The 22,828-nt window shown below is 70.5% G+C and carries 14 protein-coding genes; 8 read left to right on the top strand and 6 right to left on the bottom strand.

Annotated elements, in window-relative coordinates; genetic code table 11:
• Both O6P37_RS14650 and O6P37_RS14645 read right to left on the bottom strand, forming a co-directional pair.
• Positions 1-1,534, bottom strand: a 1,534-nt coding sequence (locus tag O6P37_RS14650; RefSeq protein ID WP_269894755.1) for an Hsp70 family protein, incomplete at its 3' end; no start/stop codon positions are given.
• A 71-nt stretch (positions 1,535-1,605) separates the two neighbouring features.
• Positions 1,606-3,111: a dynamin-like GTPase family protein gene (locus O6P37_RS14645; protein ID WP_269894754.1), complete on the bottom strand. Its 1,506-nt coding sequence runs from the start codon at positions 3,109-3,111 to the stop codon at positions 1,606-1,608.
• Positions 3,112-3,271: 160 nt separating this feature from the next.
• Between O6P37_RS14645 and O6P37_RS14640 the strand changes: the two genes are divergently transcribed.
• Positions 3,272-4,348 (top strand): hypothetical protein, encoded by a 1,077-nt coding sequence (locus O6P37_RS14640; RefSeq protein WP_269894753.1) that lies wholly within the window; start codon positions 3,272-3,274, stop codon positions 4,346-4,348.
• On the opposite strand, the gene O6P37_RS14635 is transcribed toward O6P37_RS14640, so the two are convergent.
• The 3 genes from O6P37_RS14635 to O6P37_RS14625 form a co-directional block, all read right to left on the bottom strand.
• Positions 4,324-6,183: a dynamin-like GTPase family protein gene (locus O6P37_RS14635; protein ID WP_269894752.1), complete on the bottom strand. Its 1,860-nt coding sequence runs from the start codon at positions 6,181-6,183 to the stop codon at positions 4,324-4,326. The genes O6P37_RS14640 and O6P37_RS14635 overlap by 25 nt on opposite strands.
• A 93-nt stretch (positions 6,184-6,276) precedes the next feature.
• Positions 6,277-7,329, bottom strand: coding sequence for an IniB N-terminal domain-containing protein (locus O6P37_RS14630; RefSeq protein WP_269894751.1), 1,053 nt, complete (start codon positions 7,327-7,329; stop codon positions 6,277-6,279).
• Between the two features lie 296 nt (positions 7,330-7,625).
• Positions 7,626-8,147, bottom strand: a complete 522-nt coding sequence (locus tag O6P37_RS14625) for an Rv0340 family IniB-related protein (RefSeq protein WP_269894750.1) — start codon at positions 8,145-8,147, stop codon at positions 7,626-7,628.
• A gap of 225 nt (positions 8,148-8,372) precedes the next feature.
• On the opposite strand from O6P37_RS14625, the gene O6P37_RS14620 reads away from it, so the two are divergent.
• The 7 genes from O6P37_RS14620 to O6P37_RS14590 all read left to right on the top strand — a co-directional run bounded on the left by O6P37_RS14620 (position 8,373) and on the right by O6P37_RS14590 (position 21,999).
• Complete coding sequence (locus O6P37_RS14620) at positions 8,373-10,208, top strand: Hsp70 family protein (protein ID WP_269894749.1); 1,836 nt, start codon at positions 8,373-8,375, stop codon at positions 10,206-10,208.
• A gap of 7 nt (positions 10,209-10,215) precedes the next feature.
• Complete coding sequence (gene iniR / locus O6P37_RS14615; RefSeq protein ID WP_269894748.1) at positions 10,216-12,762, top strand: isoniazid response ATPase/transcriptional regulator IniR; 2,547 nt, start codon at positions 10,216-10,218, stop codon at positions 12,760-12,762.
• 140 nt (positions 12,763-12,902) lie between these two features.
• Positions 12,903-16,277, top strand: a complete 3,375-nt coding sequence (locus O6P37_RS14610) for a heterodisulfide reductase-related iron-sulfur binding cluster (RefSeq protein ID WP_269894747.1) — start codon at positions 12,903-12,905, stop codon at positions 16,275-16,277.
• Positions 16,278-16,429: 152 nt separating this feature from the next.
• Complete coding sequence (gene pstS, locus O6P37_RS14605) at positions 16,430-17,572, top strand: phosphate ABC transporter substrate-binding protein PstS (RefSeq protein WP_269894746.1); 1,143 nt, start codon at positions 16,430-16,432, stop codon at positions 17,570-17,572.
• Between the two features lie 59 nt (positions 17,573-17,631).
• Positions 17,632-19,299 carry a Na/Pi cotransporter family protein gene (locus O6P37_RS14600; RefSeq protein WP_269894745.1) on the top strand — a complete coding sequence of 556 codons (1,668 nt, stop codon included), beginning with the start codon at positions 17,632-17,634 and terminating at the stop codon, positions 19,297-19,299.
• 126 nt (positions 19,300-19,425) lie between these two features.
• Positions 19,426-20,709, top strand: coding sequence for a pyridoxal phosphate-dependent aminotransferase (locus tag O6P37_RS14595; protein ID WP_408633172.1), 1,284 nt, complete (start codon positions 19,426-19,428; stop codon positions 20,707-20,709).
• 30 nt (positions 20,710-20,739) lie between these two features.
• Positions 20,740-21,999 (top strand): YibE/F family protein, encoded by a 1,260-nt coding sequence (locus O6P37_RS14590; RefSeq protein WP_269894744.1) that lies wholly within the window; start codon positions 20,740-20,742, stop codon positions 21,997-21,999.
• Here the strand turns inward: O6P37_RS14590 and rfbA are convergent.
• Positions 21,953-22,816: a glucose-1-phosphate thymidylyltransferase RfbA gene (rfbA, locus tag O6P37_RS14585; RefSeq protein WP_269894743.1), complete on the bottom strand. Its 864-nt coding sequence runs from the start codon at positions 22,814-22,816 to the stop codon at positions 21,953-21,955. The genes O6P37_RS14590 and rfbA overlap by 47 nt on opposite strands.
• Positions 22,817-22,828 lie beyond the last annotated feature (12 nt).

The following is a 22,828-nucleotide window of genomic DNA, read 5'->3' as shown; positions in this document are numbered from 1 at the left end:
ACTTCGGGCGCGGCGCAGCAGGGCGCGGCGCACCGGCGGCCACGCGACGAGCCGCTTCCGGCGACGCGGGCCTGGCAGCGGCGGGCGGCCGATTCGCCACCACGGTCCGGGTGACCGGCGCGGACGCGGGGAGCTGCGCGGCCGCGGGTGCGCCGGAGGCGGGGGCCGGAGCGACCGGAGCGGCCGGCGCGACGGGAGCCGTCGCCGCGGCGGGAGCGGTGCCTGCGCCGCCGCTACCCGAGGTGAACACCAGACCGGTGGCGGCAATCGCTGCGAAGCATGCGGCCCCGGCGAACAGCACCGCCGGCCGCCGGTACCACGCCATCGGCTCGGCCTCGACGGCGTCGTGACCGGAGTGGTCGAACAGCACATCGGGTCGCGCCATCCCGGTGTCGAACGGCTCCCGGTACATGCCGTGTTCGTCGGTGACGTCCTCGGCGACGGGTGTCGCCGCCGACCACGCCAGCGGGGCCACCGCCGCGGCCGAGACGGTGGCCATCCCGGTGGCGGTGGCCGCTACCGGCGCCGCGGCGGCCAGCACCGTGGCGGGCTCGCGGTCCGCAGCGCGGCGGGCCACCAGTGCGGCGCCGATCGCCGCGGCCAGCTCGGGGCGCGGCATCGTCGTCACCGGCAGCCGCAGTTCCTCGGAGAGTCGTTGCGTCACAAGCGGTATCCGGGCACCGCCGCCGACCGTCGCGACGGCGGCCAGTTGGGCCGGCGCCACCCGGTTGCGCTGCAGCAGGTCGAACACTGCCGCCATCAGGTGGTCGACCGGTTCGCGCATCAGCGACTCGACCTCCGCACGGGTCAGCCGCAGCGCCGCGTGCGGACCGGTCAGGCCCGTTGCGGTGTCGAAGGAAAGCCGCTCCTTGGCCAGCCGGCACTCGTCGCGCAGCGCGGTCAGCGAGGCGACCGCCGACGTGCCGGACTCCTCGGCGTCGATGTCGGCGAGCACGTGCGTCAGCACCGCCCGATCGATCGCGTCGCCGCCGAACTCGTCGCAGCGGACGCTGCTGCCGACCGGCGCGAAGCCCGCGCCGGCGTCGGCAACCGTCACCGTCGTGCCGGTGGCGCCGACGTCACACAGCAGCACCAGGCCGCGGGCGGGCAGGCCGGGCCGTGACTGCAGCGCCGTCAGCGCCGCGACGGCGTCGGACACCACGATGGCGTGCGGCATCCGGGCCTGCACGGCGTCCACCGCGGTGGCCGGCCAGTATGCGGGCACCGCTAGGCCGGTGACGTCGGCCCGGCCCGCCGACCGGACGAGCGCCGTCAGCGCAGTCACGGTCAGGTCCTCACCGCGGTGCGTGGATCCGTCGGGGGCGACGATGGGAACGGGATCGCCGACGCGCTCCACGAACGCCGACAGCACCAGGCCGCGTTCGTCGAGCGCAGCGTTCTCACCCGGCAGGCCCACCTCCGGCGGCCGGTGCCCGAACAGGGTCAGCACCGACCGGCGGACGACCGGGCGGTCGGCGGGCCCGGTCAGCGGCACGGCGACGAGGTTCGTGACGCCGACGGACAATCCCAGCAAGCTGCGCATACCTTCTATGTCGCCGCAGGGCCGCGATTCGTTAGGCGGGTGCGACGGCCGATCTCACGGGCTCAGCGGCCGCGCGCGGCGAACTCGGCGACCATGGCCTCGGCGCTGCGCACCGCGGCCCGGCAGGCCCTGGTGGTGAAGGGGTCGTTGAGGGGGTGATCGGCTCGGCGGCGCCAGCGCTGGGCGGCGGCGAATGCGGCCCGCGGGCCGTCGTAGGGGGTGTCGGGCTGCAGGCCCAGCCTGCTCGCGGCGTCGGTGCCCGACCCGCCGATGATGCGCCGCAGCGAGGCGATCTCGTCTTCGTTCAAGGTGGTTGGCCGCGAACGCAGTTGGCTCAGCAGCCGGAGTTCCTCGAAGGCGTGGGTGTCGGCGAGCAGCGGGTCGATGTCGGCGACGATGTAGGGCGTCGCGTAGATCGGGTGCTGCTCGACGAACCGGCGCAGTGACAGCAGCGCGGTGTGCGCCTTGAGCAGGTCGGAACGCTGGGCGAACTGCTGGTCGATGACGTCGCGCAACGCGACGAGACCGCTGCGCTCGAGCAGTTCGTCGGCCAGCGCCACCGAGTCGGTGACACCGGCCCGCAGCACCGCGATCGAGATCCGCACCCCGAACATCCCGAACCGGTTCAGCAACGCCGCGCGGGTGGCGGCGTCGACCGGCAGCGAGGAGTCCTCGCGCACGAAACGGTCCACCGACAGCATCGCCTTGGCCAGCTCGGCCGCGTCGACTCCGGCCAGCTTCTCCAGCGCCACGAACTCGCTCTGCCGCAGGGTCCGCGCGGTCAGTGCGAGCAGCCCGGACACGGGCACCACCGCCTGGCAGATGCCGGTCTTGTCCATCTCGGCGGTGAACCGACTGGCGACGTCCTTGGCCGACATCATCGCGTCGATGCGGCCCGCGCCGATCTCGTCGGCCCGCGACGCCACCCCGATCACACCGAGCGCGCCCGAGGAGCCGCCGACCAGCTCGCCGATCTGCTTGAGCAGCGCGATGTCGGCGGCGTTCAACGTGCGCAGCAGGAACACCACGGCGTCGACCCGCGGCACGCCGTCGTCGGGCACCAGCAGCCGCAGCGTGCGCTGCGAGACGTCGCGCGACAACGACGACGTCCCAGGGGTGTCGATGATCGTGGTGTCGATCAGTTCGGCGGCCGGCCACTCGACGTCGAGGTCCACCACGTCCTCGGGGTCGAGGCGGGCGAAGTCGAACGTCAGGCCCCGGTGGTCCGGCGAGCCCTGCGCGCCGCGGCCGATCGGCACGTTCGAACGCCGGCCGCCGCGATGGTTCGCGGTCACCTTCGGAGTGGGCCCGTGCCGGAACCAGGTGACGATCCGGGTGGCCTCGGTGGCGTCGGTGGGCGCGATGTCCTCCCCCACGAGCGCGTTGACCAGCGTGGATTTGCCCGCCTTCAACGTCCCGGCCAGGGCGATGCGGATCGGCTGAATGAGCCTGCGGCCGATCCGGTCGAGTTCGTTGTGCACGTCGGGACGGTCGCGGTACGCCGGATCGGCCCGGTAGGCGCTGATGGTGCCGCCCAGGATCGTCCGCACCTGATCGCTCGTGCTCATGTCGGCTGTCCAGCTTAGGCACCCGGCCGCCGCGCAGTGCAGGCGCGCGGCGATCGGGACGTTGCACACGCACAGACGCGGGGAAACACCTGATTTCAGCGGGTCGCCGCAGGAATAGCGTCGACTGCGATTCCGTCCGGCGGCGAGAGGGGCGACAGCCATGCGAACGACCCTGTGGTTCGCCGTCCTGGCAGTGGCGGCGTGCGGCGGTTGCGGCGGCGACGATTCGTCCAGGTCCGGAGCGACGCGGCCCCCGGCGTCGTCGCAGGAGCCGCCGTCGCAGCCCGGTGCGATTCCTGCCGGTGGGCTGTTCAGCGCGCCGCAGCCGTGGACCGCCGACGTCTCGGGACTGGCGCCGTCGGAGCGCAGCGGTGCGATCCTCTCGACGCTGACGCAGCTGGGCGGCTGGGGGAACGGGAACGTGCTGCAGACCGGCTTCTCCCTGCCGGTCTTCGCCGCCGACGCCACCACCCCGCGGATGCCCGTCGCCGGCACCGACGACTACTGCTTCGGTGGCCCGGACTGTGACGCCGTGCCCGCGGAGATGCCGGTGCCCGAGGACGCCAACATCGAGGGGTCGACCGACCTGACCTGTGACATCAGCGGCGAGACCGACGGCCAGGGCGACTGTCACCTGCTGGTCGTCGAATCCGACGAACGACGGCTCTATGAGGTGTACCAGGGCTCCAGCGACGGTGAGACACTTACGGCGACAGGGCTTTTCACGTGGAACCTGGACCAGGAGTACCCACCGGACCTGCGCGGCGCGCAGTGCACCAGCGCCGATGCCGCCGGTCTGCCGATCGCCGCGCTCACCCCGACGGCCGACGAGGTGGCCGCGGGTTCGGTCGTCCATGCGCTGCGCTTCATCCTGCCGAACGACCGGATGAAGGAAGGGGTCTACGTCGCGCCGGCCACTCATGCGGGTGGGCCGGAGAGCACCGAACCCGACGCCCCGCCCTACGGTGTGCGCTTCCGGCTGAAGCCCGACGTCGACGAATCGGGCTACTCCGACGGCGAACGGGTGATCCTGGCGGCGCTCAAGAAGCACGGCATGGTGCTCTCCGACGGCGGGGAGATCGCGCTGACCTTCGCCGACGACCGCACCGCCGGCGCCAGGTGGGCCGACCTCGGGGTGGACGCGCAATCGTTTCGCGGGCTGAGCGTCGACGACTTCGAGGTGGTGGACCTCGGGCCGGAGATACCGCTGACCTACGCCTGCGCGCGAACGCCCTGAGTAGCGGGAATCGGTGCGACGCTGAGTTTCTCGCAGTGGTCGAGGACCTGCCGCAGGATGTTGCGCCGGCGTTCGAGCTCCTTGACGCGGGCGTTGCGCTCGGTCTCCTCCATCTTGGCGGCGGCGAGCGTGGCCTGCAGTGACTCGTTGAGGGACCGGGTGGTCTGGTTGGCGATCTCCCGGTAGTGGTCGCGCAGCTGGCGCTGGATCCCCTTGAGCCGGTCACGCGATTCCTTGCCGACGACGAACGAAACGTCGTCGACGAATTTGCGCATGTTGATCTTGGCGTCGTTGCGGATCCGGAGCATGCGGTTCTCCATCTCCTCCTTGTAGGCCTTACGGCCGATCAGCGCGCCGGCGCCCAACGACAGCGGGTTGAGCATGCCGAGGCCGGCGAAGGAGGTGAGCATGCCGAACATCAGCACACCGCCGAATGATCCCCGCAGGCCGGAGACCACGCGGTCGCCGGCGCGGATCGGTTTGGCCTCCAAAGACGCCAGCGATTTGAATTCGCCGAAGCCGGCGCCCATGTCGCGTGCGTCGATGGTCGGCATCTTGATCGCGTCCAAACCGGCTTCCATGAACGTCCTGGCCACCTCGGCGGCGAGTGCCTCGGATCGCTGGTAGGCCCACACGAAGTTGTCACCGACGGCGGTGGCGACGGCGTTCTCCAGTTCGGACCCGATCTCCGCCCACTGCACGCTCGGGTCGCAGGAGTCGATGACCGACTCGGTGTACGCCACGATGTTGCGGAACCGGCCCCTCAGGTCGTGGTCGACGTCGGCGGTCAGGTCGTTGATGCCGTCGTTGAGCACCTGCTGCCACAGCGCCGTCTGCTGCAGCGCGTCCTGGGCCTCCTGCTTGCGCCGTTCCAGCTCCTCGGTCAGCCGGTCGCGGGCCTGCGGATCGTTGAACGCCGACAGTTCGGCGTCCAACCCCATCGCCAGATGCTCGGCGGCGGCGCGGATCTCACTCACCACATGGTCGCGCACCCGGTCGCTCTCGCGGCTGAGCACACGGTCGGACAGGAACTTCACGATCGCCGGGAAGTTGGACTCCTCGTTGAGTTCCTTGTCGTTGAGCTGGATGGCGTGGCTGCGCAACTGCGCCGACGCGGGGATCATCGGCGTCGAGATGCCCGCCCGCCGCAGGTGCACGGAGTTGGCATCGACGATCTGCCGCCAGTGCGGGTAGAGGTCGGTCTTGGACGCCACGATCACGGCCACCGGGCAGATCTCGACGGCCTGCCGGATGAACGTCATCTCGGGTTCGGTGAACTCCTGGCTGGTGTCGCTGACCATCAGCATCGCGTCGGCGTCGGGCAGCAACCCCAGCGTCGCCGACAGGTGCGGCTGACCGTAGCCGCCGACCCCGGGGGTGTCGATGAACGCCAACCCGCCCTTGAGCAGTGGGCTCGGGGCGGTCACCTCGACGCGCAGCACCTCGCGGCCGCCGGCCTGTGGCGCGCGGCGCAGGTCGTTGCGCAGGTCCGCGGGCGGGATCTCGACCAGTTCGGGCTCTTCGCCGTCGGGGTTGGCGACCACCAGGCGCGCGGAGGCCTGCTCGCCGTAGGACACGACGGTGGCCAGCACGGTGGACTCGTCGTCGCCCACCCGCGCCACCGGCATGTTGAGCAGCGAGTTGAGCAGAAAGCTCTTGCCCTGCTTGAGCTGACCGGCGATCACCACCCGGATCTGCGGGTCGGTGATGCGAGCCTTGGCGCGGGCCAACCGGTCGACCAGGTCACCACGCTCATAGGAGTCGGCGATCCTGCTGGTGTGGTCGATGAGTTCGACGATCACCTTGACCTTGCGCGGGTCGTTCGGTTGCGTCATGGCGCCCTTCTCACTCGGTCGATCTCACGGTAACGCGCGAACTGGCGGGGACCGGTTGCGGTCCCCGCCAGTTGCGTCACGCGGTCATGTCGATCAGAACGCGTCCAGATCGGTGTTGGTGTTGGTGGTGTTGCCGGAGGCGACGTCGGTGTCGAACCCGGTGGTGTTGTCCGAGAACAGCTCGGTGTTCGTCTCGTTGCCCGATCCGATCGCGGTCTCGTTGCCCGAGCCGATGTTCGACTCGTAGCTCGAGGAGTTGTCCTCGATCGAGCTCTCGGTGGACGTGTTGACCTCGGACTGCACCGACGTGCTGGTCGAGTTGTCCTCGACGTTGTCGCTGCCGAAGTCGCCGTCGATCTGCGTTCCGGTGTTGACGTCGTTGTCGGTGATGATGATTCCGCCACCGCTGCCGCCGTCGCCGCCGACCGCGTTGCCGCCGCCGATGCCGATCAGGCTGCCGCCGCCGTCGGCGCCGCCACCGTTGCCACCGCTGGTGTCGACGTCGTTGAGCACCGGTGCGTCGTTGTCGGCGATCAGGTCGCCGCCCGCGGTCTGCGAGTTGTCCTCGACCTCGTTGTCCTTGCCGACGACGACGTTCGAGCCGGAGCCGGCGAGGATGTCGCCGTTGTTCATCGTGTTGCCGTCGCCGAGCACCGCGCCGTCACCGCTGACGATGTCGCCGTCGTTGTCGCCGCCGACCACGACGCCGCCGTTGGTGGCGGTGTTGCTGGTCTTGTCACCCAGGGTGATGTCACCGAAGCCCAGGTTGAAGGCGCCGTTCTGGGCGTTGGCGCCGGCGTTCTGATCCGGGCTGGCGATCGGCACGTTGTTGCCGCTCAGCAGGTCCGTGTCGTTACGGCTGGCGAACTCGGTGGTCGGCGCGAACGACGTCTGCGGCGAGAACGGCGAGGCGAAGTTCGAGGCCAGCTGGTGGTGATCGGCGACCGCGCGCTGCAGGCCGACAATCGGGTCTCCGCCGCCGAGGGCGTAGCCGGCCGGGGCGGCGGTGGCTGCGACCGACGCGAGCTGCGCGGCGGTCACGTTCGGCAGGCCGGCGTCACGGAGCGCGCCGTCGGGGTCGGTGACGAAGCGGGCCGCCTCGACCGGGCTGCGGAACAGATCGAGGATGAAGTCGATGAGATTCATGGAACTGCCTTTCTGTTTCTTCCCGGTGAGCCCTCGCGGGCTTGGGAGGTGGTTCCCGCCGGTCCTTCCGGCGTTCTGACGACAACGTTATGGATTCCGGGACCGCCGGGGAACGGGGTCGCCTCCCATCCCCCAAAGGTGCCGTACCGGGGTCCCCGCATCAGCCCCATTAGGGGATTAGGGGGTATCCGGGGGGCAACGGAGACACTCGCCGATCGCTCCGTGTTTTCGCTGCTCAAACGACTTCACCCGCGCGGACAGCGGTCCACGCGGGTGAAGAGGAAGTGCTGCAGAGATCAGTTGAAGAGGTCGAAACTCTGGCCGTCGGCCCCGGGCACCTGATCGTCGGAGGGCGACTGCCCCCAATCGGCGGCGAAGTCGGCCGCGCTGTCCGACGGGGCGTCGGCGAAGGCCGTGTCGAACTGCGCGGCCGGGTCGCCGAGCGCGCTGTCGAGGTCGGCCAACGACGTGTCGGCCACCTGGACGACCGGTTCGTCGACCACGTCGGAGATCACGTTGGCGCCGTCGTCGATCGCGGTGCCTGCGCCCGGATCACCGAAGGCGTCGAACGCCGCGGTGGCGGCGCCGCTCGCCCAGACGTTGCCCGCCGTCTCGGCGCCAACGGCATCGAAGCCGCTGGCCGGACCGGTCATGGACAGTGATTCGGACACCACCGGGATGAGGTTGGCGACGTCGACACTCGTCACGTCGGGCAGGTTCGCCTCGGCGAGGGCACCGGCCGGGTCGGCGGTGTAGCGTGCCGCGGCGTCGGGGTCTCGCACCAGCGACATGACGAAGTCGAGAAGCGAGTTAGCCATGACAGCCCGTCCCCCTGATGATGGTGGTGTACTCCGGCGATTCGCCGATGTCCCACGATGCTATCGGCGCAGGCCCGCCCCGGGATCGGTGCCGAACCCAGCCCCACGGCGCGGCCGTTAGGGGGCGGCACGTTAGGGGATTGACGCCACTAGGGGGATGTTCCGAGGCCTCGGGGGCCCGAGCCGCTAAGGTGAACACCGGCCGAGACAGCAGGAGTGACAGTAATGACCGACTCGTTGGGGTTGTCGATCGGAATGACCAATCTCGTCGCGGCCCGCTTCGGCCGCGACCCCGTCATGCGCCGGTCGATCCTCACCGTTTTCGACGACCGCCCGGCCGAGGTGGGGCTCGCCGCCGAGAACCCGCCCCGCACCTCCGCCGGGATGGTGCTCAGCGGGTTCGTCGACCGCGTCGGCGATCCCGTGCCCCTGGTGGCGGCCGACGGTTCGGCCCACCGCGGCGAGCAGGTGCTGGCCGAGGCGCTGGACACGATGGCCCGCACCGCGGGCGGCGGCGCCCCGGTCGCGATCGCCGTCCCCGCGCACTGGGGTCCCGCCACCGTCGGAGCCCTGCGCGGGGCGCTGCGCAACCATCCGGGTCTCGCCTCCGACGGCGCCCCGGCCGCACTCATCCCCGACTCGGTGGCCGCCCTCGCCGCCCTGCAGGCCGCACCCGGCCTTCCCGATGCGGGCGTCGTCGTGCTGTGCGACTTCGGCGGCAGCGGCACCAGCATCACGCTGGCCGACGCGTCGTCCAACCTCGACGCCGTCGGCCAGACGGTCCGCCACGCCGAATTCTCCGGCGACGGTGTGGACCAGCTGCTGCTCAACCACGTCATCACCGGTATCGCCGACGCCAATGACGCCGACCCGGCCGGCACCGCGGCGGTCGGTTCGCTGGCCCGCCTGCGTGAGGCGTGCCGGCAGGCCAAGGAGCGGTTGTCCGCCGACACCGCGACGGTGGTGCCCGCCGAATTGCCGGGTGTCCGCACCGATATCCGGGTGACGCGCGCCGAACTCGAACAGCTCATCGCCGGTGGGCTCGCCGGTGTACTGGCCGCCGTCGACGACACGTTGCGGCGCAACAACATCGCGCCCGCCGACGTGTCGGCGGTGGCCACCGTCGGCGGCGGCGCCCACATCCCGCTGGTCACCCAGCAGCTGTCGGAGCGACTGCGCGCACCCGTCGTCACCACCCCGCAGTCGCAGCTCAACATCGCGGCGGGCGCAGCGCTGGTGGCCGGCCGCGGGCTCAGCGCCGAAGCGCCCACCGGCATGGCGCCCATCGCCCCCGACGCGCCGACCGGACTGGCCCCCGCCGCCGACGCGCCGACGGGCATGGCGCCTGCGGCGTGGGTGGCGGGAGCAGCGGGACTGGCGGCCGGCGAATCCGCCTCCGACGGGGCGTCGTCGGCGACGTTCCGCGCGCTGGCGTGGTCTCAGGACGACGCCCCGACCGACGAGCCGGTGCCCTATGCCGGCGAGGACTACACCGTCGACGCCGGCACCGGCGCCGCGCGGCCTCCGATCGCGTTCGCGCCCGGCGGCGAGGAGGCGCAGTATCCGCCGGAGCCGGAACCGCTGCCCTGGTACAAGCGCCCGCCGATCCTGTTCGGGGCCGCCGCGGTGGCGGCGCTGGCGGCGATCAGCGGCCTGGCGGTGACGCTGACCAGCACCACGGGCGATTCCAGCCCGGTCACCGAGACCAGCACCACCTATTCGATGGAGCCGTCGATCGCGCCGCTGCCGCCGCCGGTCACGACGGTCACCGTCGGGCCCGACGGCCGCGCCACCACGACGGTGAGCCAGCCTCCGCCCCCTCCTCCGCCGCCGCCGAGCTCCACGACCACCACGTCGCCGACGACCACCACATCGCCGACCACGACCACGACGACGACGACCACCACCCAGCCGACGACCACGACGACGCGGCCCACCACCACCCAGCCGACGACCACGGCGCCCCCGCCGCCCACGACCACGGTGGTTCCCGATCCGCCGGACCCGCCCGATCCGCCGGAGCCGCCGACCACCGTGATCGTGCCGGGCGACGGCGCCTGACCCGCCGATGCCCAATCCGGCGCCGGACCGCCTGACCGACGTCCCGCCGGCAGCGGGCGCATTCGTCACCGCGCTGCTCGCCGACCCCACCGCGCCGGCGAAGGTGCTGGTGTCCGGTGGCATCGGTACCGGCAAGAGCGCGGTCCTCACGGCCGTGCGGACCGCGCTGCGCGAGGCGGGCCGCACGGTGCTCACCCGGCCTCCCCGTCCAGATGACCCCGCCGACGCGGCCCTCGTCGTCGACGACGCGCACCTGCTCGGCGACGCAGAACTCGACCTGCTCGCCGACCGGGCGGCCGACCCCGCGGCCACGGTGGTGGTGTCGGCGGAGTCGCGACTGCGGCATGCCGCGCTGCAGTCCCTGAGCACCGCACTCGCCAGGGAGAACCCGGTGGTCGCGCTCGGCCCGCTCGGGCCGGCCGACGTGCACCGCGCCGCAGCAGCGGCACTCGGGGTGACGCCGCCGGTACAGCTGGTGCGGGCGCTGTCCGCCGCCACCGGCGGAGTGCCGTTCCTGCTGCGCGCGGCGCTGGCGGCCGACGGGCTCACCGCGGCGGCCACCGCGCCCGGCGCGATCCGAAGAGCCGGTGCGGTCGCGCTCACCGAGCGGCTGCGCCGCATCGACGGACCGGTCCTCGACACACTGCTGGTGTCGTCGCTGAGTGCGGACCTCGGGCCCGACGACGTGGCGGCGGCGCTGCGGGTCGGCCAGGCCGAGGCGCTCGACCTCGTCGACGGCGCCCGGGCCAGCGGCCTGATCGACCCGTCGCACCACCCGGCGTTCCTGCGTTCGGTCCATCACGGCGCGGCGCAGATCGCCGGCGCGGCCCGCCATCACGACATCGAGATCTCCCTGCTCGTCACCCAGCTCGAGATGTCTACGTTGACAGCAGATCTCGCGCTGCAACTGGCTGAGCACGGGCTGCGGGACGAACGGCTGGCGGCCGCGCTGACCGAACTGGCGGGCCGGGTCCGCGGCCAACCGGCCCGCGCCGCACGGCTGTACCGGGCGGCGACCGACGCCGGCGCCACGGCGCTGGACGCCCGGCTCGCCGACGCACTGGCGCTCACCGGCGACTGCGCCACCGCGGGTCGCCTCGCCGACGAGCTGCTGGCCTCCGACAACCCTGCCGAACGGGCCGCCGCGGTGCGTGTCGCGGCGAGCATCGCCGTGCACGACGGCGGCGCCGCGCAGGCCGCCGACCTGTTCCGCTGGCTCGGCCCCTACCCGGACGCCGTCGTCAGTGCGGCGGGCGCCGTCGTCGCGGTGGCCGCGGGCGATCCGGAAACGGCGCGCACGGTGCTCAGCGCCGACAGCGTCGGGCCGCCGACGTCGACGGCCAGGGCGGCGCGCAGCCTGGCGGAGGGTCTGATGCAGTCGCTGGACCAGCCGTATGCCGTCGCGGTGGCGCGGTTGAGTCAGGCGATCACGGCCGAGCGCGGTTCGCAGGAGGTCGCGCCCGACACCCCGGCCGCGCTGGTCACGCTGGCGGCGCTGCACGGCGGTGACCCGGTGCGGGCGCGCAGCGTGATCGGCCGGGCGGTCAGGGAGGCCGACGGCGCGGAGCACGTCGACGCTGAGATCTTCGTCACGCACCGACACCGGTTGCTGGCGGGGTGGGTGCGGATGCAGGACGGCCAGCTCGGCGCCGCGTCGGCGAGTGTGGCGGACACGGTGAACGCCGCTCTGCACCGCCGCGATGCGCTGTGGTCGGCGGCGCTGCAGACGGCGGTCGCCCGGCGCAGTGGTGACAGCGGCGCCATGCAGAAGCACTGGTATGCCGCGATGGAGGTGCTCGCCGAGTACTCGGTCGACCTGTTCGCGCTGCTCCCCCTTGGTGAGCTGTGGGTGGCGGCCGCCCGGATGCGTCAGGTGGACCGGTTGGCCCATCCGATGGCCGAGGCGTTCGCGCTGCTCGAGTCGCTCGGCAACCCGGTGCTGTGGTCGACCCCGCTGCACTGGGCCGGCGTGCACGCGGGCATCCTCGCCAACGCTCCGGGTGCGGTGGCCCCGCACGGCCAGGCCCTCACCGCCGCAGCCGCCGGCAGTGCCTTCGCGAAGTCGCTGGCCATGGCGGGCCGCACCTGGCTGCGGGTGCTGGCCAACCATGTCGACGCCGCCGAGGTGACCGCGGCGGCGCGGTCGCTGTCGCAGTTCGGGCTGACCTGGGACGCCACCCGGCTGGCCGGGCAGGCGGCGCTGCAGACGCCGGACGCCCGGGTGTCGCAGGCCATGCTGCAGCTGGCCCGCGACCTCAAGCAGTCGGTCGCGGGCGGCGACGTCGAGACCGGGGCCGCCGACCTGCCGCAACCGCTGCGCACACCGTCGCCGACGCCGGCATCGACGCCCGCGTCGTCGCGGCTCTCCGACCGGGAGCGGGAAGTCGCCGAACTCCTGCTGCTCGGCATGCCGTACCGCGACATCGGCGCCCAACTGTTCATCTCGGCGAAGACCGTCGAGCATCACGTCGCGAGGATCCGGCGCCGTCTCGGCGCCGAGTCGCGCTCGGAGATGCTGTCGATGTTGCGCGCCATGCTGGCGCCGCAGGGGTAACCGACCGACTAGTTAGGTCAACCTTCGTGGCGGTGCCCAGGGGCAGGGTGTCACTATGAGCAGGCACATAGCCTAAGTTACTGACGGGTAACATTACTTAAGTTACTGTCGGGTAACTTACCTAGCCGGGGAGGCGCAGCGTGGACACGCAGATGCTGATCAGGATCATCGCCGGGGTTCTGATGATCGCCGTCGTCGGCGCGCTCGCCGTGAAGCGATTCCTGTGGCTGACGAAGCTGATCCGGTCCGGACAGCCGACGAGCGAGGCGAACAACCGCAAGGACAACCTCAAGAAGCGCATCACCACGCAGTTCGAGGAGGTGTTCGGGCAGACCCGACTGCTCAAGTGGTCGATCCCCGGCATCGCGCACTTCTTCACGATGTGGGGCTTCTTCATCCTCGGCTCGGTCTACGTCGAGGCCTTCGGCCTGCTCGTCGATCACGACTTCCACATCCCGTTCGTCGGCCGCTGGGACGCGCTGGGCTTCCTGCAGGACTTCTTCGCCGTCATGGTGCTGGTGGGCATCGCGACCTTCGCCGTGATCCGCATCGTGCGCGAACCCAAGAAGCACGGCCGCGACTCGCGCTTCTACGGCTCGCACACCGGTGGCGCCTGGCTGATCCTGTTCATGATCTTCAACGTCATCTGGACCTACGCCCTCGTTCGCGGCGCGGCGGCCGTCGTCGGCAACCTGCCCTACGGCAACGGCGCGTTCTTCTCCCAGCTCATGGGCTGGATCATGCGCCCGCTCGGCGTCACCGCCAACGAGTGGATCGAGACGATCGCCCTGCTCGGGCACATCGCCGTCATGCTGGTGTTCCTGTTGATCGTGCTGCACTCCAAGCACCTGCACATCGGCCTGGCGCCCATCAACGTCACGTTCAAGAGGATGCCCAACGGCCTGGGCCCGCTGCTGCCGGTGGAGTCCAAGGGCGAGCCGGTCGACTTCGAGGATCCCGCCGAGGACGCCGTGCTCGGCCGCGGCAAGATCGAGGACTTCACCTGGAAGGGCTTCCTCGACTTCACCACCTGCACCGAGTGCGGCCGCTGCCAGTCCCAGTGCCCCGCCTGGAACACCGGTAAGCCGCTGTCGCCCAAGCTCGTGATCATGAACCTGCGCGACCACATGTTCGCCAAGGCGCCGTACTTCCTCGACGGCAAGGAGAGCCCGCTCGAGAACACCCCGGAGGGCGGCCTCGGCGAAGAGGCCCGCGGCGAGAAGCACAGCGAGGAACACTCCCACGAGCACGTTCCCGAATCCGGCTTCGAGCGCATCCCCGCCGACTCCCCGTTGCAGGCGACCCGTCCGCTGGTCGGCACGCTCGAGCAGGGCGGCGTCATCGACCCCGACGTGCTGTGGTCGTGCACCACCTGCGGTGCGTGCGTCGAGCAGTGCCCGGTCGACATCGAGCACATCGACCACATCGTCGACATGCGCCGCTACCAGGTGATGATGGAGTCGGAGTTCCCCGGCGAGCTCGGCGTGCTGTTCAAGAACCTGGAGAACAAGGGCAACCCCTGGGGGCAGAACTCCAAGGACCGCACCAACTGGATCGACGAGGTCGACTTCGACGTCCCGGTGTTCGGCAAGGACGTCGAGACCTTCAAGGGCTTCGAGTACCTGTTCTGGGTCGGTTGCGCCGGTGCCTACGAGGACCGGGCCAAGAAGACCACCAAGGCCGTCGCCGAACTGCTCGCCACCGCGGGAGTCAAGTTCCTCGTCCTCGGCGAGGGCGAGACCTGCAACGGCGACTCGGCCCGCCGCTCCGGTAACGAGTTCCTGTTCCAGCAGCTCGCCGCGCAGAACGTCGAGACGCTCGACGGCCTGTTCGAAGGCGTTGAGCGGGTCGACCGCAAGGTCGTCGTCACCTGCCCGCACTGCTTCAACACCCTGGGCCGCGAGTATCCGCAGCTCGGCGGCAACTACACCGTGCTGCACCACACCCAGCTGCTCAACCGGCTGGTCCGCGACAAGAAGCTCGTGCCCGTGACGCCGGTCGGCGGAGGCCAGGACGTCACCTACCACGACCCCTGCTACCTCGGCAGGCACAACAAGGAGTACAGCGCCCCCCGCGAGCTGGTCGGTGCCGCCGGCGCGAAGCTCACCGAGATGCCCCGGCACGCCGACCGCGGTCTGTGCTGCGGCGCCGGCGGCGCGCGGATGTGGATGGAAGAGCACATCGGCAAGCGGGTGAACACCGAGCGCACCGAGGAGGCCATCGACACCGGCGCATCGGCGATCGCCACCGGCTGCCCGTTCTGCCGCGTGATGATCACCGACGGTGTCGACGACGTCGCCGCCGCCAGGGACATCGAGAAGGTCGAGGTGCTCGACGTCGCGCAGCTGCTGCTCGGCTCGCTCGACAAGAGCTCGGTGACGCTGCCCGAGAAGGGCACCGCTGCCAAGGAGGCCGAGGAGCGCGCCGAGATCGCCGCGAAGACCGCCGCCGAGGCGCCCGCGGTCGAGGAGGACGAGGAAGCCGAGGAGACCGGCGCAGCGGCCGAGGCCGACGACGCCGCCGAGGCCAAGCCGGTGACGGGCCTCGGCCTGGCCGGTGGCGCCAAGCGGCCCGGGGCGAAGAAGCCCGGCGGCGATGACGAAGCCAAGCCGGAGGCGAAGACCGCGGCCGCGCCGGCCAAGGGCCTGGGCCTGGCCGGTGGCGCGAAGCGGCCGGGGGCCAAGAAGACCGCCGCGGCACCCGCAGAAGCCAAGGCCGACGCACCCGCCGCCGACAAGCCGGCCGCCGCACCGGTCAAGGGCCTCGGCCTCGCCGGCGGCGCCAAGCGACCCGGCGCCAAGAAGACCGCCGCGGCACCCACGGAAGCCAAGGCCGACGCACCCGCCGCCGACAAGCCGGCCGCCGCACCGGCCAAGGGCCTGGGCCTCGCCGGCGGCGCCAAGCGACCCGGCGCCAAGAAGACCGCCGCCGCACCCACGGAAAGCCCAGCGGCCAAGGCGGAACCGGTGGCCGAGGCGCCGGCAGAGGCCGAAGCTCGTGCCGCGCAGCAGCCCGAGGTGAAGGGCCTCGGCCTCGCCGCGGGCGCCCGCCGCCCGGGGGCGAAGAAGGCGCCGGCCAAGAAGGTGTCGCCGAACGAGGGCGAGCCGACGGTCGTGCAACCGGCCAACGTCGACCCGGATCAGGTGGAGGCCGGCACCGAGCCGGACGACACCGCCGATTCGGACCGTGGACTCGCCGAGCACGAGGCCGACGCCCGGCCCGAGCCCGAGGTCAAGGGTCTGGGCATCGCCGCGGGCGCCCGCCGCCCCGGCGCGAAGAAGGCGCCCGCCAAGAAGGCTGCTCCGAGCGCCCCGGAGTCGAAGCCCGAAGCGGCGCCCGAGCCGGAACCCGAGACCGCCCCCGAGCCGACGGAACAGGCGCCGACGGACGGCGAGGACGCCCCGGCACCCTCGCCGAACGGCTCCGGCAACGGGGAGGCCCGTGTCGTCGGCGACGAGCCACCGGTCAAGGGTCTTGGCATCGCCAAGGGCGCCCGCCGCCCCGGCCGGAGGTAGCGAGACAGCGAGCGAGAATCGTTCGCGCCCAATGCACACGAGCCGTTCTTCAGCTAATTGACGGCGGGTCCCCAGCCGTTCATACGTAGGCATTTCACTTTCGTCACCGACCGTGGCGAACGTCCGGTCTCCCGACCACCTCGAGGAGTGGGATGCTGGGCAGCCCGGACGACGGCGTTCCCGTACTGCGGACACCCGCAGCGCGTTGGCGAAGCATCATCCTGCCTGTGGTCATCCTGCTGGCGGTCGGGATCGTCGCCCTGCTGCTGACGGGTCGCGGGCAGCAGACGGAGATCCAGGGCGCGGGCTCCACCCTGGCGCAGCCGCTGATCGAGCGGTCCGCGACCGCCTTTCGCGACGCCCAGGCCGCCGACGACCCCGAGCGGCCCGGCGCGACGGGCAACGACTGGGTGCTCAACGGCAACGGCATCGACTACGAGCCCGTCGGATCGATGGGCGGCATCCAGCGACTGTCCGATCCCGAAATCGACTTCGCCGTCTCCGACTACCCGTTGACGGCTGACGGACTGAAACAACTCGCCGTCACGCAGTTCCCGATCGCACTGGGCGCCATCGCGGTGGTGCACAACGTCGAGCTGCCCGATGGTCGGGACCTGCGCCTGGACGCGGGCACCCTGGCCGCCATCTATCGCGGCGAGATCACCCGCTGGAACGACCGGAAGATAGCCGCACTGAATCCCGGTGTCGCGCTGCCAGACTCGGCGGTGGCCGTGGTGCACCGCAGCGACGGGTCGGGGTCGACCAAGGGGTTCACCGGCTACCTGAGCGCAGGCAGTCCGCAGTGGAAATCCGGACCCGGCACGGGCACCCTCATCGACTGGCCGACGGGCACCGGGGCGGAACGCACCGGCGGCATGATCGAGCAGGTGCGCGACAACGCCGGGTCCATCGGCTACGTCGAGTTCGGACAGGCGCAGCGCGCGGGTCTGGACGTGGTCGCACTGGCCAACGAGTCCGGGAACTACGTTCGCCCGAGCGCGGACGCGATCCTCGCGGCGGCCTCCTCCCACGACTGGAGCGGCAAGGACGATTACGCCGCCTCGCTGGGGACATCGGGCGCCACCTCGGCGTACCCGGCCACCGTCGGCATCTACGTGCTGGTCAAGCGCGATCCGGAATTCCAGCAGCAGACCGATCGCACCCTGGGGTACCTGCGCTTCCTTCTCAACGACTTCGGCAGCGGCACCGAGGAACTCGGCTATGTCCCGATGCCGGCCGCGGCCGCGGAGTCCATCGAGGACTACGTCGCGAAGACGGTCGCCAGCCCCGCCTGAACTCACACGTCATCCGAACCCCACCACCCCCACCCTGAGCAGCGTCAAGAAGGAACATCGTGGATGTCGACATCCTCAAGGAGATCATCGCGCCCGTCGTCGGCGGGCTCGGCATATTCCTGTTGGGCCTGGAGTTCATGGAACGGGGAATCCAGTCCCTGTCGGTGAACCGGATGCGTGACCTGCTGGGCAAGATGGCGGGCAATCCGGCGAAGGGCGTGGTCGCCGGGACGCTGATCACCGGGATCATCCAGTCGTCCACCGCGATGACCGTGATGACGGTCGGGCTGGTCAACTCCGGGGTGCTGGCGCTGCGCGGCGCCATCGGCGTGATCATGGGCGCCAACATCGGCACCACGCTGGGCAACGGCTTGATCGCCCTGCCGCTCGGCCCGCTGGGTCTGCTGTTCGCGGGCATCTTCGCCTCGATCTACGTCTTCTCGAAGTCGGACAGGGCACGCGCGATCGCGTTGTGCGGCATGGGCTTTGCGCTGGTGTTCTACGGACTCAACCTGATGACCGGCGGGCTCAAGCCATTGCGCGAGATGCCGCAGGTGATGAACGTCATCTCCAGCCTGGACGCGGGGTCGTTCGTCGGCGTCGTCTCCTGTGCCCTCATCGCGGCGCTGATCACCGCGCTGATCCACTCGTCGTCGGCGACGATCGGCATCGTGATGGGCCTTGGCGCCTCCGGCGTGCTGGAGTGGAAGACCGCGATCGCCTTCGCCATCGGCGCCGACCTCGGCACCACCATCACGTCGTGGATCGCCTCGCTGAACCTGTCCAGGAACGCAAAACGAACGGCTTACGCCCACATCGCCTTCAACTTCATCGGCGTCTGCGTCGTCCTCGTCCTGTTCTTCCCGGCCATCCAGGTACTGACCTGGGTGATGGGATTCTTCGGCGGCGACCCGGGAAGCCCGGTGGTCGTGGACGGGGAGGAGACGTTCCCGCTGGTGCCCGTCGCGGTCGGGCTGTTCTCGATCTTCTTCAACATCTTCAACGTCCTCATCCTGTTCCCGTTCGTCGGCACCTTCGAGCGGGTGCTGATGCGGATCGGACACAAGGGCGACGACGTCGAAGACTACTCGTTGCCGAAGTACCTGGACCGCAAGGCGCTCGACGACTTCAACCGCGCCGTGCCCGCCATGCGCCAGGAGGTGGCCCGCGCGCTGCAGGGAAGCAGACTGTTCCTCGACACCGCCCGTGGCAAGCAGACCGTGAAGAAGACCGCCGAGCACTCCGCGGCGATCGACGCGCTCAACCGCGAGATCCGGGTGTACTCGGCGCAGCTGTTCCACGGCAACCGCACCCGCGAGCAGATGGACCTCGTCGCCAGCATGATCGAGGAGGCCGACTTCACCGGCTCGCTCACGGAGTCGCTGCACCAGATCGCCAGGCGGATCCAGCGTGAGCCGTTCAGCCCCGCCAGTCGGGAGGTGCTCGACAAGGGGCTCGACCATCTCGACAAGAAGCTGTCGATGCTCGAGGGCGTGCCCGATGTCGACGGGCTCGCCGCCGCGGCCGGAGCGACCCTGGTCGACGCCCCGGAGTTCGAGGCGATGCGGTGGACGGTGATCGACGCCGAGGACATCCCGGCCGCCGAGAAGGGGGCGTTGCTCGCACTCCTCGGGTCGATGGAACGGGCGGAGGCGTTGATCGACCGGATCGCCCAGGAACGCGCCTCGGTGGACCGCGATCAGGCCAGCGTGCTCGCCCAGGCCTGACTGTCTGTGTGATTTGTGGAGTCGTAGCCGCGCTCACCGCACCGCGCTCACCGCGGCTGCGACTCCACAAAACGCGGCTGCGCTGCTGCTTCAGCAATTTCTAATTAGCTGGACGGCAATGCGACCATGGAGGACGTGACCAGCCAACAGGTGCCTGCCGAGAAGATGTGGCACACCAGCCACACGCCGCGGCAACGGACGTTCAATCAGTCCTCGAAGCTGCAGGACGTGCTCTACGAGATCCGTGGCCCGGTACACGAGCATGCCTCCCGGCTGGAGGCCGAGGGCCATCGCATCCTCAAGCTGAACATCGGCAACCCCGCCCCGTTCGGCTTCGAGGCGCCCGACGTCATCATGCGCGACATCATCGCGGCGCTGCCGTACGCGCAGGGCTACTCCGACTCCAAGGGCATCATGCCCGCGCGCCGGGCGGTGTTCACCCGCTACGAGCTGGTCGACGGCTTCCCGCGCTTCGACGTCGACGACGTCTACCTCGGCAACGGCGTCTCCGAGCTGATCACGATGACGCTGCAGGCACTGCTCGACAACGGCGACCAGGTGCTGATCCCGGCGCCCGACTATCCGCTGTGGACGGCGTCGACCTCGCTGGCCGGCGGCACCCCGGTGCACTACATCTGCGACGAGACCCAGGGCTGGCAGCCCGACATCGCCGACCTGGAGTCCAAGATCACCGACCGCACCAAGGCGCTGGTGGTCATCAACCCGAACAACCCGACCGGGGCGGTGTACAGCCGCGAGGTCCTCGAGCAGATGGCGGACCTGGCGCGCAGGCACCAGCTGCTGCTGCTGGCCGACGAGATCTACGACAAGATCCTCTACGACGACGCCGAGCACATCGCGATGGCCTCGGTGGCGCCGGACGTGCTGACACTGACGTTCAACGGGCTGTCGAAGGCCTACCGTGTCGCCGGCTACCGGGCGGGCTGGCTGGTGATCACCGGCCCGAAGGAGCACGCGGCCAGCTTCATCGAGGGCATCAGCCTGCTCGCCAACATGCGGCTGTGCCCGAATGTTCCCGCGCAGCACGCCATCCAGGTCGCCCTCGGTGGCCATCAGAGCATCGACGACCTGGTGCTGCCGGGCGGGCGACTGCTCGAGCAGCGTGATGTGGCGTGGGAGAAGCTCAACGAGATTCCCGGTGTGTCGTGCGTGAAGCCGCGGGGCGCGCTGTACACGTTCCCGCGCCTGGACCCCGAGGTGTACGACATCGTCGACGACGAGCAGTTGGTGCTCGACCTGCTGCTGCAGGAGAAGATCCTCGTCACCCAGGGCACCGGCTTCAACTGGCCGGCACCTGACCACCTGCGCATCGTGACGCTGCCGTGGGCGCGCGACCTGGCCAACGCGATCGACCGGCTGGGCAACTTCCTGGTGAGCTACCGGCAGTGAGTCGCCAGCACCGCCCTCTACCCTGACCGGGTGACGCACTCCCATGCCCACTCCCATTCCCTGAGCGGGCCCGCCCCGCTGGGCCCACTGGCGGCGAAGATCGTCGTCGGCCTGCTGATCGCGATCGGTGTCGCGGTGCTCGCGAGCGCGGCACTGCTGTGGCCCAGCCAGCAGAAGGTCGACATCCCGCTGCCCTTCCAGAACGCCCAGGGCGGCGCGGTGACCACCGAGAGCGGCCATGTGGTGTCCACCAGCCTCGGTACCTGCGGCAGCCCGTCGGCCGGCGCCGTGCTGACCGCCGATCCGGTGCCTGCGCAGGGCGAGGGCGCCGAATGCGTGCAGACCCTGGTGTCCATCGACTCGGGGCCGAACAAGGGCGCAGACACCCTGCTGGAGTTCAGTGGCGGCCCGGGCCAGCCGAATCTGATGGCCGGTGACGACATCCGCATCAGCCGCCAGGTCGACCAGGGCGGCACCACCACCTATTCGTTCTACGACTACGAGCGGGCGTGGCCGCTGTTCGGGATGGCGGCGGTGTTCGCCCTCGTCGTGGTCGCCGTCGCCCGGTGGCGCGGACTGCGGGCGCTGATCGGCATTGTGGTGGCCTTCGGGGTCCTGGTGGTGTTCCTGCTCCCCGCACTGCGCGACGGCGCGTCGGCGATCCCGGTCTCTCTGGTGGCGTCCGCGGCGATCCTGTACGCGGTCATCTACCTGGCCCACGGCGTCAGCCTGCGCACCAGCGCGGCACTGCTGGGCACCCTGGCGTCACTGCTGCTGGCGGCGCTGTTGTCCTGGCTGGCAATCGAACTCGCGCATCTGACCGGACTGTCGGAGGACCAGAACAACGAGGTGGCCGCCTACCTGGGCAACGTGTCGATCACCGGCCTGCTGCTGGCCGGCTTCATCATCGGTTCACTCGGCGTGCTCAACGACGTGACGGTGACGCAGGCGTCCACCGTGTTCGAGCTCGCCGAACTGGAGGGCGCCACCAGGCGCAAGATCTTCGTCGGCGCGATGCGGGTCGGTCGCGATCACATCGCCAGCACCGTCTACACGCTGGTGCTGGCGTATGCAGGCAGCGCGCTGCCGCTGCTGCTGTTGTTCAGCGTCGCCAATCGCGCCCTCGGCGACGTGCTGACCAGTGAGAGTGTCGCCATCGAGATCGCCCGCTCCGCGGTCGGCGGGATCGCGCTCGCGCTGTCGGTGCCGCTGACCACCGGCATCGCGGCCGTGCTGGCGACGCCTACCGCTCCAGCAGTTCCAGCAGGTAGGCGCCGTAGCCGGACTTGAGCAGTTCGCGGCCGCGGGCGGCGAGCCCGTCGTCGTCGATCAAGCCGAGGCGCCATGCGATCTCCTCGGGCACGCTGATCTTGAGGCCCTGGCGACGCTCGATGGTGCGGACGAAATCGCCGGCGTCGAGCAGCGAGTCGAAGGTGCCGGTGTCCAGCCATGCCGTGCCGCGCGCGAGCACCTCCACCGACAGCCTGCCCTGCTCCAGGTAGGTCTGGCTGACCTCGGTGATCTCGTACTCCCCGCGCGCCGACGGCTTCAGTGACCGGGCGATGTCGATGACGTCGTTGTCGTAGAAGTACAGCCCCGGAACGGCGTAGTGGGATTTCGGGGTGGCCGGCTTCTCCTCCAGGGAGAGCACGGCGCCGTTGTCGTCGAACTCCACCACGCCGTAATCCGACGGATTGGCCACCCAGTACGCGAAGATCGCCCCGCCCTTCACCCCGGCGAACCGGCTGAGGTTGGTGCCCAGGCCTGGACCGTAGAAGATGTTGTCGCCCAACACCAGTGCCACCGAGTCGGTGCCGATGTGCGACGCACCGATCACGAAGGCCTGGGCGAGGCCGTCGGGGCGGTCCTGCACGGCGTAGCTGATGTCGATCCCGAACGCGGAGCCGTCGCCGAGCAGGCGGTGGAAGGCGGACGCATCCGCGGCGGTGGTGATCACCAGGATGTCCCGGATGCCCGCCATCATCAGGGTGGACAGCGGGTAGTAGATCATCGGCTTGTCGTACACGGGCATGAGCTGCTTGCTCGCGCCCAGCGTGATCGGTTGCAGCCTGGTGCCCGATCCACCGGCCAGGATGATGCCCTTCACACGAAGCCCTTC

The sequence above is a fragment of the Mycobacterium hippophais genome (assembly GCF_027529605.1).
Taxonomy (GTDB): Bacteria; Actinomycetota; Actinomycetes; order Mycobacteriales; family Mycobacteriaceae; genus Mycobacterium; species Mycobacterium arseniciresistens.
Note: the sequence above shows the minus strand (reverse complement) of the source record. Positions and strands in the feature narration are given on the sequence as shown.